This is a genomic window from Cupriavidus sp. USMAHM13, assembly GCF_001854285.1.
GTDB classification, from domain to species: Bacteria; Pseudomonadota; Gammaproteobacteria; order Burkholderiales; family Burkholderiaceae; genus Cupriavidus; species Cupriavidus malaysiensis.
Genome location: NZ_CP017752.1, coordinates 283594 through 300047, shown reverse-complemented (window position 1 = coordinate 300047; position 16454 = coordinate 283594). Strand labels below are relative to the sequence as shown.

At 60.6% G+C, this 16454-nt stretch carries 14 protein-coding genes and 3 pseudogenes; 5 read left to right on the top strand and 12 right to left on the bottom strand.

Going from position 1 to position 16454, the window contains the following annotated elements:
- Window positions 1-48 precede the first annotated feature (48 nt).
- Window positions 49-170: pseudogene (locus tag BKK81_RS37095) on the bottom strand (IS30 family transposase); the annotation flags it as partial.
- A 159-nt stretch (window positions 171-329) separates the two neighbouring features.
- The gene (locus BKK81_RS34495) at window positions 330-1613 is read right to left on the bottom strand and encodes an AIPR family protein (protein WP_156811401.1); all 1284 of its coding nucleotides are present in this window, start codon (window positions 1611-1613) and stop codon (window positions 330-332) included.
- Window positions 1614-2469: 856 nt separating this feature from the next.
- Here BKK81_RS34495 and BKK81_RS35520 point away from each other — a divergent pair.
- Both BKK81_RS35520 and BKK81_RS19710 read left to right on the top strand, forming a co-directional pair.
- Window positions 2470-2646 (top strand): hypothetical protein, encoded by a 177-nt coding sequence (locus BKK81_RS35520; protein ID WP_156811400.1) that lies wholly within the window; start codon window positions 2470-2472, stop codon window positions 2644-2646.
- Between the two features lie 34 nt (window positions 2647-2680).
- The gene (locus tag BKK81_RS19710) at window positions 2681-3055 is read left to right on the top strand and encodes a DUF1484 family protein (protein WP_071016991.1); all 375 of its coding nucleotides are present in this window, start codon (window positions 2681-2683) and stop codon (window positions 3053-3055) included.
- 73 nt (window positions 3056-3128) lie between these two features.
- On the opposite strand, the gene BKK81_RS19705 is transcribed toward BKK81_RS19710, so the two are convergent.
- The 5 genes and pseudogenes from BKK81_RS19705 to BKK81_RS19695 form a co-directional block, all read right to left on the bottom strand.
- Window positions 3129-3542, bottom strand: a complete 414-nt coding sequence (locus BKK81_RS19705; protein ID WP_083384278.1) for a cupin domain-containing protein — start codon at window positions 3540-3542, stop codon at window positions 3129-3131.
- An 80-nt stretch (window positions 3543-3622) separates the two neighbouring features.
- A pseudogene (locus tag BKK81_RS34490) lies at window positions 3623-3787 on the bottom strand (helix-turn-helix domain-containing protein); the annotation flags it as partial.
- A pseudogene (locus BKK81_RS19700) lies at window positions 3786-4478 on the bottom strand (IS256 family transposase); the annotation flags it as partial. The pseudogenes BKK81_RS34490 and BKK81_RS19700, both read right to left, overlap by 2 nt.
- 20 nt (window positions 4479-4498) lie before the next feature.
- Window positions 4499-4654: a hypothetical protein gene (locus tag BKK81_RS35515; protein ID WP_156811399.1), complete on the bottom strand. Its 156-nt coding sequence runs from the start codon at window positions 4652-4654 to the stop codon at window positions 4499-4501.
- Window positions 4642-5850 carry an MFS transporter gene (locus BKK81_RS19695; protein WP_071016989.1) on the bottom strand — a complete coding sequence of 403 codons (1209 nt, stop codon included), beginning with the start codon at window positions 5848-5850 and terminating at the stop codon, window positions 4642-4644. Before BKK81_RS19695 ends, BKK81_RS35515 begins: the two co-directional genes overlap by 13 nt.
- 75 nt (window positions 5851-5925) lie before the next feature.
- Here BKK81_RS19695 and BKK81_RS19690 point away from each other — a divergent pair, with 75 nt between their 5' ends.
- Entirely contained in the window at window positions 5926-6972 is a 1047-nt protein-coding gene (locus BKK81_RS19690; protein ID WP_071016988.1) for an AraC family transcriptional regulator, read from the top strand.
- Window positions 6973-7434: 462 nt separating this feature from the next.
- Window positions 7435-8199 (top strand): class I SAM-dependent methyltransferase, encoded by a 765-nt coding sequence (locus BKK81_RS34485; RefSeq protein WP_083384282.1) that lies wholly within the window; start codon window positions 7435-7437, stop codon window positions 8197-8199.
- Between the two features lie 700 nt (window positions 8200-8899).
- Here the strand turns inward: BKK81_RS34485 and BKK81_RS19685 are convergent.
- The 3 genes from BKK81_RS19685 to BKK81_RS19680 are packed head-to-tail and all read right to left on the bottom strand — an operon-like array spanning window position 8900 to window position 11680.
- The gene (locus tag BKK81_RS19685; RefSeq protein ID WP_071016986.1) at window positions 8900-9886 is read right to left on the bottom strand and encodes an NAD(P)H-quinone oxidoreductase; all 987 of its coding nucleotides are present in this window, start codon (window positions 9884-9886) and stop codon (window positions 8900-8902) included.
- A gap of 14 nt (window positions 9887-9900) precedes the next feature.
- Complete coding sequence (locus BKK81_RS34475) at window positions 9901-10230, bottom strand: carboxymuconolactone decarboxylase family protein (RefSeq protein ID WP_071039387.1); 330 nt, start codon at window positions 10228-10230, stop codon at window positions 9901-9903.
- A gap of 13 nt (window positions 10231-10243) precedes the next feature.
- Window positions 10244-11680, bottom strand: coding sequence for an NAD-dependent succinate-semialdehyde dehydrogenase (locus BKK81_RS19680; protein WP_071016984.1), 1437 nt, complete (start codon window positions 11678-11680; stop codon window positions 10244-10246).
- Window positions 11681-12028: 348 nt separating this feature from the next.
- Here BKK81_RS19680 and BKK81_RS19675 point away from each other — a divergent pair, with 348 nt between their 5' ends.
- On the top strand, window positions 12029-12985 hold the full coding sequence (locus tag BKK81_RS19675; protein WP_071016982.1) for a LysR family transcriptional regulator: 957 nt from the start codon (window positions 12029-12031) through the stop codon (window positions 12983-12985).
- Between the two features lie 495 nt (window positions 12986-13480).
- Here the strand turns inward: BKK81_RS19675 and BKK81_RS36060 are convergent, their stop codons facing one another.
- Complete coding sequence (locus BKK81_RS36060) at window positions 13481-15376, bottom strand: sensor histidine kinase (protein WP_071016979.1); 1896 nt, start codon at window positions 15374-15376, stop codon at window positions 13481-13483.
- Window positions 15377-15387: 11 nt separating this feature from the next.
- On the bottom strand, window positions 15388-16095 hold the full coding sequence (locus BKK81_RS19665) for a response regulator transcription factor (RefSeq protein WP_071016978.1): 708 nt from the start codon (window positions 16093-16095) through the stop codon (window positions 15388-15390).
- Window positions 16096-16454 lie beyond the last annotated feature (359 nt).

The following is a 16454-nucleotide window of genomic DNA, read 5'->3' as shown; positions in this document are numbered from 1 at the left end:
CCCCCTCAGTTTTTGAATAAGTAGCCAGCCCGTGGGGTTGGCCAGAACCTAAGCGAGGACTTGTGCCGGGAGCGCCAGTTCAGGGTTTTGGGCGGCCGGAGGTTGAGGCTGTCGGCGATGGCGTCAATTTCTCCCTGCGAGTGGGCGGACAGGCCGGTGCCCTTGGGCAAGGCAAGGTGCTGCAGTTCAGTTTTGAGGTCGCCCGGTAAGTCGGGTGGCGCCTGCGATGGCGCCCCCAAACCAGGAAACATCCGCTCAAGTTGATGCCGTTTCTTAATGAGACGCCTGCTACCTCCTGATCAATGGGCAACTAGCTATTCACAGGCCAGTCACTTTCGAGAGTGTGATGTCGGGGCGGCCTTCTTGGTGGCGACCTTCTTAGCGATGACCTTCTTAGCGACGACCTTCTTAGTGGGGACCTTCTTAGTGGGGAAAATCCGAAGTTGTTTCTTCACTTCTTCGTAGAATGACTGGCTCTTGAGTAGTGTCGCCCAAGACCCTTCCCGCTTTTCGCCCGTTATGAGTGTTTTGTAGAGCGCCTTTCCAATTAATTTATCTAGCTGATCCATTTTTTGAATCGCTTCGTAGTCTTCACCTAATTGATGAGCGACAAGCCCTGATGTGAAAAGAGCAGCTTGAGAAACCATTGGTCGTACTTCTTCAAACTTCACATGTGCGTCCGTACCAAGAATCTTCTTCAGCTGCGACTTCTGTGTCTGTGTCGATTCAAGGCGGAGCTGCCTAATGCTTTTAATTGAGTTCTCAACTGCTTGCAGTATGGAGTACGCACTTACCAATCGAGATGGCGTGAAGTGTGACGTCGCGATATCCTCGAACCTTCCGCCACTGCGCTTCGGCAAAAATATCAGCTTTGGGTTCTTTTTGGCTAAGTCAATATCTTGGAGGTAGACGGAGCAGTACGCTTGGCAGCCGGTCTGCATTTGAATGATCTGATCTTCAGAACAAATCTTCGCCAGGAGATCGGCTCGTTCGGTTTCGGTTAAATTTTCCCAATCACCTTGTTTGCGCTCAAGATACCACCCCATGGGCAATAGCGCGTGCTGCATCTGAATGAAGAACGGGTGGTTCGACTTTAGAAAAGATGACTTAACAACCGTCTGGTTATTTAAATTGACGGCAACATTACCTGCAAATTCTTTGTTATCTCCAATGGAGATAACTCGGAGAAGGACCTTAACCTCTTTTCGAAGCTTGTTATCAGACTGCGCTGCAGCGATCTGGCGAAGTGTTTGTCCGCCATTTACAATCTGAGGGCGCGTGAGGCTCAGGCGCCACGAAGGTTGATCATAGTCCCACGCATCACAAACCACGGTGATGCCGTTGTTGTAAAAGTAGAAATTCTCACTTTCATTCGAAACTGCTGTGTTGTAGATGTCGAGATTCTGTGGTGTCATCCCCTCCGAATTTCGGATGTTTTGTTGGAGAAGTTTCTCGCCATATGTCTGATAGGCAGAGGCCAAACTTTCACCATCAATGTGGCAGACTAGGGACTTATGGTTGTTGATTTTTGTTTGGTAAGGTGGGGTGTCAACTTTCCACTCAATTGTCGATTTAATGGTGGGAATATTCTCTCGATAAACGCGATCAAGCAAGATATCGAGCGAGACTACCTCGTAGGTGAACGCATTTCGATTCGGCCCATTCCAGCTTTTTAGTTTTTCCTCGATTCTGTGTATTTGCTTTGCGGCGAGGCCTCTTCCGGATGTGACGAAGATTAGCTTATATTGTGTGCGAATTGCAGATCGAATCTCTTGGAATGCCTGCTCTAGGCCGGATTTTCTTTTTCGTCCGGTAAGAAATATATCGATCGTAGTTAAAAGTCCATCAACTGCTGCGTCTTCGACGCCAGAGTTTTTTGAGTTTGGATTTTTGAATTGAAAAAATCTTACTGTAGTGCCGTCGTCGGATATGTGGATTGCATCAATCTTTTCATCGTCAAATCCATCGACGATAATTTCGTCGGACTCTGCGCGCTCAAACTGCTCAATGCGTTCGAAATACCAATGTGGAAAGGCAACTCGGGATCTGGTGTCTTGGAGACGAGATTAAGGTACGGACGAGTTTCTGAGAGGTGACGAAGTTCTGTGTTAAGTTGTTCTTTGAAGAGATCCAGGACCGCATTTGTACTCAATTTCTATCCCCGTGAAATTATTGAACTCGCGAACTACTAGGGTGACTTTACCTGATCGCCTATGGTTGCGGCAATTGGGGGCTTGGCTGAAGCCGACCTCGACATATCCCTGGAGGATGGCGGCACGAGCGACCGCTTCTGGCCGCCAACGGCCCTCTGCAGAGGCGGGCAGTGGCCTTTCGCCGACAGGCATTCCCAGACTGGTCCGACAGCCCGGTTGTGCAGCGTGAGCAATTTACTGATCAGATTTTCCCGATTGACACCATACAACCCTTCTCCCAAACTTCCCCGGTCACCGCCAACAACGGTGACCGGGCGTGGAAACCCGAGATATCCAGACGGACTGCTACACTCGTAGCGATTTTGTGTCCGACGCGTTCGCGCGCGCCAGGATTTTCTACGGCGGGCCGGACGGGGCAGCCTTCGGGCTGGCCGATATCCTGGATCTCGGTTTCCACCCCCGTCGCGGGCCCGCCACCCTCACGTGGAAATGAGCGGCGGGTCTTTGATCTGATCCAGGAGGCCGCTATGACCAACAGCACGGCTCACTTCGAGCCAGATTCTCGTTCTACCCCGATGGCGCACCAATTCGCCATCACCCGCCAATCCCCCCTCATCGCCGACCTGATCGAGCTGACCTACCCCGCCAACACCAGCGCCAAGGACAGCCTCCGCGCCCAGGAACTCACTTACGAGCTTGGCTCCCTCAGCAACACCATCCTCGACGTGACCCAGCAGGGCTGCGTGGAGCTATGGCGCGTCAGCGCCGGCCTCGCGGCGGTGCTGCGCTTGCTGGAGGCCGATGAGGAGGCCGACATGGATACCGTGGGCATCCATTGCCTGTTGGCGCCGCTGAAGGCGCAGTTGGATGAGGCGGTCCGCCGTGTGCAAGAGATGATCTGACCGGCAAAGTGCGAGGGCCGCTTGCGGGCGGCCCTCGGGGGATCTTGGTGGCGCGGTGGGGGCGTCCGGTGGTTCAGATCCAGATGTCGTTGGCTGCCGTGCGCTCGCCGCCTTCGTCACCCGTATTCAGCACGCCGCGTGGTTCGATCAGCAGCAGCTTGACCTCGGCCGCGGCGTACGGTTTGTGTTCCACGCCTTTCGGTATCACTGCCATCTCCCCGGCGCGCAGCAGCAGGTTGCCGTCGCGCAGGTCGATGCGCAGTTCGCCTTCCAGCACGATGAAGGTTTCGTCGGTGTCGGCGTGCTGGTGCCAGACGAAGTCGCCTTCGATCTTCACGACCTTGAACTGGTAGTCGTTCATCTCGGCGACTACGCGTGGTTGCCAGTGCCCGTCGATGCGGCGGGCCTTGTCCAGCAGGGGGATGGCGATGCCTTGGCCGCGCGTGGCGGGGGCTTGGGTGCAGGTGTCGATGTTGGTGTCGGACATGGGCTTCTCCTTGGTGGGGGATGGATGAAGCCAAGGCTACGCCGGGGCGCGGCGCCGATCTTGAACGATCTTGCGTGGGCTCAGCGCCGGCGCGGCGCGCTGGCGATCTGCAGCCAGCGCGCGGGGGTGTGGCCGTAGGTCTTGCTGAAGTGGCGGGTCATGTGGCTCTGGTCGGCGAAGCCGGCGGATGCGGCCGCGTCGGCCAGGCTGAGGCCGTGCAGCATCAGCCGGCGCGCGGTGTCCATTGAACACCTTCATCCAGAACTTGGCGCCTTCGGTGGTCTCGATCCACAGGCCCAGGATGTCGCGCGTGCCGTCTGGCAGTACGCCCAAGGCCAGGTAGACGGTCTTGTTGCGCACCACCCCGTCCTCGCGCATCTTGACACGCAGTGCGTCGAAGAACACCACCGGGTACATCACCTCAAGCGGACGGGCCTGCCAGGCGGTCACCTCGTCCATGACCGCATCGGTCACCGAACTGATGAACTCCGGCGAGACCTCGGTGCCGTACTGTTCGGCCAGAAACGCCTGGATCTCGCGCACGGTCATGCCCCGGGCGTACATGGCGATGATCTTGTCGTCGAAGCCGGTGAAGCGCCGCTCGTGCTTGGGGATCAGGGTCGGGGCGAAGCTGCCGTCCCGATCGCGCGGGATATCCACCCGCAGCGGGCGATCGTCGGTCAGGACGGTCTTGGCGGTCTTGCCGTTGCGCTGATTGGCCGTGCCGGCCGGGCGCTCAGCGCCCGGCGGATAGCCCAGATGATGGCCAAGTTCGGCGCCCAGAGCTCGCTCGATCAGGGCCTTCTTGAACGCCATCGAGGCATCCTGAACCGCCTCGGCGGTCATCGGGCCCTTTACGAAATGGGCAATCAGGTCCTCGGGAATGCTCGGCAGCTCGCGCTCAGCAGCCTGGTTGGTCTTGGTTTTGCGTGGCATACATGCTCGTTAGCGACATGTTATGCCCTAAACACAAGATTTCTGACATGCCCGGCATCGATCATGATCCGGCGAACACAAGCCTTGGAAATCTCAATGCTGTGCCGCTCGCGCAGCGTCTCGGCCTCCAGGGCCGGGCCGAAGTCGGCGTAGCTGTCGCGGGTCAGCCCGCGCACGCGCGACTCTCCACTCGTTTCGGCACGCCCGTCACGATCGTCGCAACCGCGATGGCCAGTACGACGGCTGCCCCGACGAACACACCAGCCGCGCCGTTTGCATCAAACATGACGCCACCTGCCGCTGCGCCGGTCGCGATCGCGAGCTGCACGGCCGCAACGATCAGGCCGCCCGCGCTCTCGGCTTCATCGGGTACGGTGCGCGTGACCCATGTCGACCATGCGACCGGCACGCCGCCGAAAGCCATCCCCCAAAGCGCGACAAGCACCGCATCGATCATCGGCGCGCGGCCGAGCGCTACGAGCCCGATCCCGAGCACGACCATTAGCGCGGGCATTGCGATCAGCATGGGCCGCAGCCGGTGTTCAAGCACGCGGCCGGCGAGCGACGTGCCGACGAAGTTCGCGACGCCGTAGCCGAGCAGGATCGCCGATAGACCGTTTACGCCAACGCCCGCGACCTGTTCGAGGAACGGCCGCAGGTACGTGAAGAACGCAAAATGTCCCGTGAACACAAGCGTCGTCGCGAACATTCCGAGGCCGACGGTCGGCCGGCGCAGCACGTCGATCAGCGTGCGCAGGCGCGTCGTTCCACTCGGCGGCATCGACGGCAGCGTCGCGACCTGCGACAGAAACGCGACGCCGCCAAGCGTGGCTGCTAACAGGAACACGTTGCGCCAGCCGATCAGGTGGCCGAAGTAGCTGCCGAGCGGGGCAGCGGCGATCGTCGCAACGGCCACGCCGCTGAAGATAATCGACAGTGCGCGCGGCACCATCGCAGCAGGCACGAGCCGCATCGCGGTGGCCGTCGCCATCGTCCAGAAGCCTCCGAGCGCGATGCCAAGCACAACGCGGCCAATCAGAATCGCCATGAGGTTGGTCGCAAACGCAACCGCGAGATTCGACGCGACCAACAGCACCGAAAACGCGAGCAGCACGCTCCGCCGGTCGATCGTACGCGTCACGGCAGCGGTCAGCAGGCTCGCGACGAGCGCGACCATTGCGGTGGCCGTCACCGTCTGTCCGGCGACACCTTCGGTCACACCGAGGCTGCCAGCCATCGGTGTGAGCAGGCTCGCGGGCAGGAATTCGGCCGTGACGAGGCCGAACACGCCAAGCGACATTGCGAAGACCGCACCCCAGGCGGGTTCGCTGGGGGCCGCTAGCGGGGCGGCCTTGGAAATTCCGGGATTCATGCGTCGTTCCATGAGAGGAAAAATCGGGAAAAGTGCAATGACGGCATATCGTAAGCAGCGATGGCAAGACGGTATATGACATACAATCCGCAATCATTGATCAATCGTCCGGATCCAATGTCCGCTTCCCTTCCTGCTCCCGTTCCCGACGTGCGCGATCTCGTCAGCGAGCTGCTGCTGGGGATGCGCCTGAGCGGCGTCCAATATCGCCGCATCCAGGTCCCGCGCCCGTTCGGGTTGAGCTTCGGGCACGTCCCGGGACGCGCGCAGTTCCATTTCGTCGGGCGCGGGCCGGTCCTGCTGCGCGAAGCGGCTGGCGCAACGATGAGGCTTGAAACCGGTGACGCGATCCTGTTGCCGCACGGCAGCATGCACGCACTTGTGTCCGATCCAGACGCGCTGTGCCGTCCCATCGGTGCCTTCGAGACCGAGAAGATCTGCGACTCGATCGCGTCGGTCGGTACGCCACCGCCGTGCACGGGATCTGATCCGACGGTCGGCGACGCGCTGATCTTCAGCGCGTGCATGGAGTTTGATCTTGGCGGAATGCAGCCGCTCGTCGGCACGATGCCGGAGTTCATGCACGTCGGCACACTGCTCGCGCGCTACCCCGAAATCCGTCCGATGCTCGATGCGATGGAGCGCGAATCCTGCTCGGAGCGCGCAGGCTTCGCGGGGATCCTCGCGCGGCTCGCGGACGTAGTCGCCTCGTTCATCGTGCGCGGCTGGGTCGAGTGCGGCTGCGGCGACGCAACGGGCTGGGTGCAGGCGCTGCTCGACCCGAAGCTCGGCCGCGCGATCGTCGCGCTGCACCGCGATCCGGGCCAAAACTGGAGCGTCGCGGAATTGGCCGCCGAAGCGGGCGTGTCGCGTTCGGTGTTCGCCGAGCGATTTCTCGCGGCGACTGGGATGACGCCCGTGCGCTACCTGACCGAGCTGAGGATGCGGCTCGCCGCGCAATGGATCGCACGTGATCGCGAGGCGATCGAATCCGTTGCGTACCGGCTTGGCTACGGGTCGCTCGCCGCGTTCAGCCGCGCATTCAAGCGGGTGGTCGGGCGGCCACCGGGGGCGGTGCGTGCGGAGGCTGACGCGGCCTACGCCACGCGTGCCGTGCCGTAGGCCGGTCGGGCAGCCGTGCCACTGCAGCAGCCAGAGCAGCCAGCGGATACGGATGACGGCTGCGCGCCTCCGGCTCAGTGCCTGTTTTCGAGCCTGGAGCGGCGCTTGATGACGTGCCAACGGCTGTCGGATACTGACCGTCAGTCGCCATCTAAGGTGTCCGGCCAATCCGGTCGGAGTCAGCGAAAATGCCCGTCGCGCACCTTCTCCAGCGATGCCTTGTCGCCCGTCTCTGCTTCGATTTCTCCGATGCATACCCAACAATCGCCACTGCGACTCGCTGACAATCGGTCACCGTCTCGATTCAGCTCGCGCCCGCAAATCTGGCATTTCATGGTCAAACTCCCCTGGTGGGGACGCTTGGCTCCGATCGGTGGCGACCGGTCGGGTGCCGGCCGGGTTCGGCCACTAGCAGACATTGAAATGCTGATCTGCTACCGTAGACATTTCGCAGGAGGAAAGATGAATTTCTATGATGAAATTTCACCGTTATACCATCTGATTTATCCAAACTGGACGCGCAGTGTGGAGCTTCAAGGGAAGCAACTAGACGACATCATTCAGCAACATTGGCCTGGCAGTACGCGATTGCTTGATGTGTCTTGTGGCATTGGGACCCAGGCTCTGGGACTGGCTGAATTAGGTTACTCAATTAGTGCGTCAGACCTTTCGGAAAAAGAGATTGAGCGAGCAAAAAAAGAAGCTGAGCGGCGCAAACTAGCCATTCAGTTTTCTGTGGCTGACATGCTAAACGCTCATGCGCAACACGGGGCTGGATTCGATGTACTAATTTCATGCGACAACAGCGTTCCACATTTGCTGACAGACGATGATTTGCTTAGCGCATTTCGGCAATTCTTTGACTGTCTGAAGCCGGGGGGAGGGTGCCTAATCACTGTTAGAGACTACGAAAAAGAAGAGCGAGGCAAGAATCTGGTGAAGCACTACGGAGCTCGCATAGAGGATGGCAAACGCTATGTGCTATTTCAGGTCTGGGACTTCACTGGAGTCCACTATGACCTGGCGTTCTTCATCGTGGAAGAGGAACTGACAACCGGCATCATCCATACTCACGTTATGCGCTCAAGGTACTACGCTGTATCCGCAACTCGACTGTGTGAATTGATGTTGAATGCTGGCTTCGAAGACGTTCAGCGATTGGATGGGCAGTACTTTCAACCCGTCATTGTTGGTACAAAGCCATCGGAAGATTTGCTTGGGATTTGACTGACTGTTTAGGGTCGATCTGTATGAAATCCGTTAATTGTGGTGCCCCAGAAACGTCTCTGGTACGTACTTGGCTGGTCCACGTGATGCGTGCGTTGTGCGCGACCGCAAGTCTGCTAAGCTGCCAGGAGTTTCGTTCTCGTGGATCTTCATAATGCGTCGCGCATCGATTGCAATCCGGATATTTTTCGCGTTGTGCTTGCTCGGCGCAACGTTCAATCATCTCAGAACGATCGTGCAACATGGGTTGCTTTGGGATTACGGCTACGGAGCCACAATTTCCCCACTCAGTAAGGTCTACTGGGATACATTGGCAGTCCTCGATCCGTTGGCTGCCTTACTTTTATTTCTCAAACCACGAGCGGGTGTGTGGCTGACGGTACTCATAATCGTGAGCGACGTTCTGCACAACACCTATTACGTTGCCGTGCACAATCAGTGGTCCGCTTCGTTCTATCTAGCGCAAGTCGGATTTCTTGTTGTTGTGCTTTGTCTCGCGCCTGTTGCAGCGCGAGGCGTATCGCCGCGTAGCCGAGTGACGGCATTCAAGAATTCAACTGGTCTACGCTCCCGGGCGCACTAGCGTCCGACGACCGAGTCCGGCCAAGCTGCGACACCCAATCGGCAGCGATAGGTGGCTGAAACTCGACAAGTTTCAGCCATCCAAGCCGGAGCGCATCCGACAGCCTGTCGCCGCACCTTAACTCGTCGTCAGGATGATTTTCCCCACATTCCCCGCAGATTCCATGCGTCGATGGGCGTCGGCAGCTCGCGCCAGAGGAAACGTACTGTCGACAACGGGCTCGAGGCACCGGCCACCGGAAAAGCGGTTGAGCCAATGGTCACGGAAGCGCTGGACCATAGCGTGCTTTTCAGCCGGGGCGCGCGACTTCATGACCGTGCCGATAATCTGGATGTGGCGGTACAGAATAGTCTCCATGTCGACACTTACCTGCCCGCCCCCACCCAGAATCCCAACTTGCACAAGACGCCCCCCGTGCGCGAGGGAAGCGATATTGCGTGCAAAATACGGCTCCCCGATGAAATCAATCACAACGTCGACGCCCCGTCCACCCGTCTTCTGGGCCACGACAGCTGCAAAATCCTGCGTGCGGTAGTCGATCACATGGTCGGCGCCCAGTTGAACAACGCGTTCGTGCTTCGTTGCCTCGGCGGTCGCGAACACAGTCGCTCCGGTCGCGTATGCGAGCTGAACCGCGGCGGAACCCACGCCGCCCGCCGCCGCATGGATGAGCACGGAATCGCCTTGCTTAAGCCGTCCGAGATGCATCATCGCTTCATGCGCCGTGACGAACACTTCGGGGATGGCCGCCGCGTGCACGTAATCGAGCGGCTCCGGAATCGGCATCGCCATGCGCCAGTCGATGCGCGCTAGTTCAGCATACGCGCCGCCGCCGACGACACCCATCACACGGTCGCCGACCTTGTAGCCTTCGACCAATGCGCCTACTTCCAGCACCTCACCGGCGATTTCCAGCCCCATGATGGTCGAGTCTCCGAAATTCGGGCGGCCATAACCGCCGCGTCGATGCGTGAGGTCAGCGCGGTTCACGCCTGCTGCGTGTACACGGACCAGAAGATCGTCGGGGCGCAGCTCCGGGTCGGGAACGTTGGCGAGTTTGAGAACATCGGCGTCGCCGAATTCGTTGAAGGTGATGGCTTTCATGAATGCCTGTCCTTTTATGCCTGTACTTCGCCGAAGGTCGATTGCGCAACGGCAGAAGCCGAGATAGCGGCCGGAAAACCTGCGTAGAACGCGAGGTGGGTAATGGTTGCTGCGAGTTCCTCACGCGTGACGCGGTTACTCAGGGCACGTCGCAGGTGTGCGGGAAGTTCGTCGTGGTGGCCTCCCATAATCAATGCGGCGACGGTCACAAGGCTGCGATCGCGCGGCGAGAGCGCTGGGTCTGCCCAGACCTGCGGAAACAGCACGTCGTCGATGAGTGCAGCGAGCTTCGGCGTGAACGCACGCGCGGCTTCGCGCGGGCTGTCGAAATTGACCTTTGACATGATTGGGCGCTTCTCACACTTGGCTGATGAATTTGTTCGTGAGATAGAACTCGATACCTTCGGCGCCACCTTCGGAGCCGATTCCACTTTCCTTGAGCCCGCCGAACGGAAGCTCGGTGGACACGATGCGGTACTGGTTAATGCCGATCATGCCGGCTTCCAGCCCGTCGCCCACGTCGATGGCGGTGCGCGCATTGCTCGTGAACGCATAGGCCGAGAGGCCGTACGGCAGGCGGTTCGCTTCGGCGAGACCGTCTTCCAGTTCGTCGAAACGCATCAGCACCGCAATGGGACCGAACGGCTCCTCGTGCATCACGCGGGCGTCCATCGGCACGTCGGCGAGCACGGTCGGTTCGAAGAAGTAACCATCGCCCGCAATGCGCTTGCCGCCGGCGAGCACCTTCGCACCGCGCGCAATCGCATCGGCGACGAGTTCTTCCATCTTGGCAATCTGGCGCGCGTTCGCGAGCGGGCCGACCTGCGTGCCGGGCTGCATCCCGTCGCCCACCTTGAGCGCCTGGGTGGCCGACACGAAGTGGCCGACGAACTCGTCGTAGACCTCGCGCTGAATCAGGAAGCGAGTCGACGAGATGCAGACCTGGCCGGTGCCACGGAAGCGGTTCGCCGCGCCTTCGACTGCGGCCCGTTCGACGTCTGCGTCCTTGAACACGAGCACAGGGCCGTGGCCGCCAAGTTCGAGCGTAATCGGCTTGACGCCTTCGGCGGCACGCGCGGCAAGCAGTCGGCCGATGGGAACGGAGCCGGTGAATGTCACCTTGCGGATAACCGGCGACGCAATCAGCGTCTTCGACACCTCATCGGGCACGCCGAAGACCACCTGCAGCACGCCCTTGGGCAAACCTGCATCGTCGAGTGCGCGGGCGAGCGCGAGCGCAGTCGCGGGGCTTTCCTCGCCCGGCTTGATGATGACGCTACAACCGGCAGCCAGCGCTGCCGAGAGCTTCCGGGCAGGCGTGATAGCCGGGAAATTCCACGGCGTAAAGGCGGCCACCGGCCCGATGGCCTGCTTCTTCACCAGTTGTTGCACGCCAGGACGATTCGACGGGACAACGCGACCGTCGATACGACGCGCTTCTTCCGCGAACCATTCGAAGTACTCGGCAGCACGCAGCACTTCATCGCGGCTCTCGGCGAGCGGCTTTCCCTCTTCAAGCGTCAGCAGTTCCGCAATGCGAGCGGCGCGCTCGCGAATCAGGTCCGCGCCGCCTTTGAGAATACGTGCGCGTTCCGCCGGCACCGTATTGCGCCATACGTCGAACGCGCGCTTTGCCGTCCGCAGCGCATGGTCGAGGTCAGCCGCCGTTGCAAGCGGTACCCGGCCCAGTTCCTGCAGCGTAGCGGGATTGACGACCGGGGCAGTGCTGCGTTCGCTGGCAGCAATCCATTCTCCGTTGATGAAAAGATAGAGGGAGTCGTAATGAGCGTTCATTTTCCCAACCTCAATATAGTCAGTAAATCGAAGCAATCAGCTTTCATGCCCAGGCCGAGAACTGAGCTGGTCAGGCCCGGCGAAACTGGAGGAAGCGGCCTTGGCTTGCGGCTGTCAGTAAATGTCTGTCTGCGGAACGCAGTCTAAGCGGGAAGCCCGGCCGGTTTTAGCCTGGGTAGAAGGAATGACTCTTTCCGTGAGAGGGAAAATCCGTGCGCTCCGACCGGTTACGCTTACCAACACACAAGGCGGCGATCGCCTATGATGGCCGGACGCCCGCGCACCATGGCGCGTGGACCGCGCGGCGCGGGGCCGAGACGATGAATTCAGACGAGTGGGACAGGTGGGATGGATAAGTTATATACCATGTCGGTATTTGCAAAAGTCGTCGAAATGGGGAGCTTCACTGCGGTTGCGAACCACCTCGATACGACTGTGGGAAACATCTCTCGCGCCGTTGCGGTGCTTGAGGGGTCACTCGACACCCGGCTCATGCAACGCTCGACCCGCCGCCTCGTCATCACCGACGCAGGACGGCGGTTCTACGACCGATGCGTGAGCATCCTGGCCGACTTGGAGCATGCTGAGGCCGAGGCGCGCGACGCGCTGCTCGAGCCCCGCGGCACGCTGCGCGTCCACTCGGTCCCTGGACTAGGACGCAATCTGGTGACTCGCGCCGTCATGGCGTACCGCAAGTCGTATCCTGAGGTCTCGGTCGACCTTCTGCTGTCCCAGCGCATGCCGAATCTGCTCGAAGAACAACTCGACGTCGGAATCGTGATTACACGGGCGCTACCCGACTCCGGATACATCAGCCAGAACATCGGCGCCAGTCATTGCATTCTCGCGGCATCACCGGCCTATCTGTCTGCGCATCCAGCGCCAGAATGCCCAGAGGACCTCATCGACCACCAGTGCGTTCAACTCGGGACCGTCGACTACGCACCGGACGAGTGGCATCTCGAGAGTCCTGCCGGTAACGCGGTCTTTCGCGCTACGGGGCCGCACTTCAGCGTCAACGATATGGACTCGATGTCACAGGCGCTGCGTGACGGTGCGGGCATCGGCTTGCTCGCCGCGTTCTCGGCAATCGACGACCTGCGCAGCGGCGCGCTCGTTCGCGTGCTGCCGGAGTACCACACACATGTCCGCAATGTCTACGCCGTCTATCCGTCGCGCCAGTTCGTTGACGCGAAAATCAAGCGATTCGTCGAGACGTTGAAGGCCCATGTAGGAGAGCATCTAGACGCTTACGCGAGAGAACTCGACCTCGCTCCGGCCACGATTCCGCCCTCGGGTCGCTAGTTTCAGGTATGGCGAATCTGCGCGAAAGCCGCACATCGATTCGAAGCAGATGTGCAGCCCGATAACCAGGCGCCGATCGCCTTGGTGCGCCGAGTCGGACTCCAGAAGGAAGGACTTTCGTCGCGCTATCTTTGCAAGCTATCTTTGCATCAACGGTGAATGGCGAGATCACGAGCGACGAGCGTTGCTCCCCGACATGCCCATGCCCGCTGAGACCTTGACTTTGAATACACGCAGGTAGGTTCCTATACTGTGGCCGCAGTTCGCCAACTGGGGGGCTACTCAACCCAGGCACGCGCGCCGACGTTCTGGAATCGGCGTCGAAATGCCAATGGCGTCGATCCTACGATTTGCCGATACCGCTTGGCAAAGTTATTCGGCTCGTCGAATTCCGTGCGTTGCCCGATTTTGGCGGCGGAGGAGATACTGAAGTCCTAAGAGGCCAGTTGATAGAGCCTGCTCGCTACGTCTGAACACGTTCCGAGCCACCGAGTTTCAAGAATGCCTCGCAATGCCTGTGCGACGATCAGACACTGGCGGACCGCTGCTATGGTCGACCCGGGACACCGGAAGATGCAGCGTGATGAGCGTCGAGCCCGGCGCAGATTGGATCTCGAACGTGCCGCCCAATCGGCCAACGCGCGCCCGCATGCTCTGCATGCCGGTTCCCCGGTGTGCCGGATTCGCTTGCGCGGAGAAGCCTGTGCCGTTGTCATGGACTGTCATTCGCAGGCCCTGCTTGTCATAGCACACCCCAACGTCGACATGGCTTGCGCGGCTGTGCTTGAACACGTTGGTCAGCGCTTCCTGCAGGATGCGCATGATCTCCAGGCTCTTTGCCGCCGGCAGCATGCAGGCTTCGATACCGATTGGGTGCCAGCGGCATTCAATGCCCCGTGTCTCGAGCAGGCGCGTGAGGCGGTGGCGTAGCGGTGCGATCTGATCTGCCAGCGTGGTTTCGCCGTAGTGCTGGCTGGTGGCCGAATCGATGATGATGCGCAGATCGTCGCGCAACTCCTTCAGGATGGACAGGAATCGCTGGGGCGGAACCTCCTGCGGCGCGCGTTCCAGCGCCACGATGCTGCTGACCAGCGTGCCGCCCAGGCCGTCATGCAGGTCATGCGCAAGATTGAGCCGCTCGCCGAGGCGCGCGTTGGCAATCTCCAGCTCGTGCTGGCGGTGCAAGGTGCGTGTGAGTTCGGATCTCGCGTCTTCGATGCCTCGGGTCAGGTCCTTGTTGAACCCTTCGATGCGGCGCAGGTTTGTGACAAATTGCCGGCCAAGCACGAGCGCCATGCCAATCACCAGCACTTGCGACATCAGCGCCGTGTAGTAGGTGTTGTCGTGGAGGACCGTGAGAAAGGCGAGCAGGTCATGCACGCCCGCCGCCACGAAGACCAGCACGCAATAGGCGAGGATCCGGTGTTCAGTACGCCCGTATCGGAATGCAAAGACCACGAAGGCCAGGCTGACCGCAAAGAACTGGCCGGCCTGCGCGATAAACAGCAGCGATCGCACGTCGTCGATCCGCTGGTGTGGTGTGCAGATCAGTACGACGCTGGACAGGGCGACGAACAGCCACAGCCCACGTTCAGCGCGCGGCCAGCTCCGCTCACAGAAACGCAGGATAAAGAGGGTGTGCGCGGTGCAGTACACCGAGAACGCGACGGCGTTGGCGATCTCCCAGCCGTCGGTACTGCCAAACGGCCACGTGCTGGCCGCAATCTGGTTGTAGCCGACCGCCCACCACGCGAGCGTTGAGAAGGCAAACCAGCTATGGACGGTTTCCCGACGCCGCATCATCCACATCGCCAGGAAGAAGCAGCCCAGCGTGGCGTTGACCGCCAGGCTCACCAACTGAATGTCGAGCCGGAGCCAGCGTGCATCGTCAAAGCGGGCCCGCATCAGCGCGGGCGGCCCGAGTGCCGTGGGGCCAAGACCGGCCTGGTACATGGCCATGCCCGACACACGCACCAGCAGCGTATTGGTGCCTTGGTGCAGCAGGGCCGCCGGCAGCAGCAGATAGCGGGGAGTATTCCAGGCGCGCGTCAGCGGCTCGGCGAGATTCGTATCGCGATTGAGCAGCGTACCGTTCAGGTAGATCGCGCCTGCCATATTGAGATAGTCGAGCAGGGCCGCGACGGGCGTATCAGCGCGCGCTTGCTGCCAGCTCAGGCGATACCACACGACGCCGTCGAAACCAGGCCAGCGTGTCGCCCAGAAATCGGGCAGCTTGACGTCGACCCAGCCCGTGGCTGGTGGTTGATCCTGCTCGATGGGGAGGGCGGGTTGCGCGTCCAGTACGTGGGCGCGAACGGCCTGGACGCGGGAAAACGGCAGTTCCGTGGCGGGCGCAGCCGGTGCGGCAGCCCACGCGGAGGATGCGAGCATCCACGCGCAGACTAGGGCAGCCAACCATTCGAGCGCGCTTCGAAAATCGCTTGCGTGCGTGAATTGACGGCGAGCTTCTTGTAGATATTTCTGATGTGGCATCCGACCGTCAGCTTCGACAATGACAGGACATCGGCGATTTCGCGGTTGGTCAGCCCCTTGGACACCAGCGAGAGAATCTCGATTTCACGCCCGCTCAACGGTGACGCGCCACCTTCCCGCGATGCCGTGGGCGCTTGATTTGCCAGCAGCGTCCCCCCGGTACCGATCAGTTCAAGAATGCGCTTGGCGACAAACGGATCGATCGGTGCACCGCCGCGCAATGCGCTGCGGATCGACAGCGAGATCTCGGCGTCGTCGCGCTCCTTGAGCAGGTAGCCGGTCGCGCCGGCCTGCAGCGCGGTCACGACGACCTGTTCGGTATTCCACGTCGAGATTACCAGAATCGGCAGGGTTGCATCCCGCTGATGCAGCACGCGGATGAGGTCGACTCCGTTGCCGTCAGGCAGGCCCACGTCGACCAAGGCCATGGCGATCGGCTGGTCGGCAAGAAGCGCCTTGGCCTGCGCGATGCTGCCCGCAAACAGCAACGCCTCGGGCGTGTATCCGAGCACCATCAGCAGGTCGCGCAGGCGCGCCTGCATCAGCAGATCGTCTTCCACGATCAGCATTGGGGCGGGCAGCAGCGAGTCGTCGGCGTTCGGGGCGGTGTTGGTCATGGGCGAGGGTGGCGGTGTCCGCCGGGGCGGTTTCGTAGTGTTTGCTCACTTGCGCAGCGTGCGCGTGTGCCGGCGGCAGGCAGGCTTTGCCTTGCCCGGTAGCAGCATAGCCACGGGCGCTCGGGGTGCAATACCTCGTTTGTGGGATGGGCAGGGCGCCGGCCTGCCCGCCGGCCGAGCGCTGGCAGATCCCTACCGTTTTTTAGGTATTCGCCGCCAGGGTTCCGTGTCCTACCATCGGGGCGCGCATGACGTTCGGAGGCTGGCTCGAAAGCAGCGGTGCCATTTCAGCGTGCCCTTCACGAGGTACGGGAATACGCGACCCTGCCAACCGAGCGCGATGGCCGGGGATTGGGGTC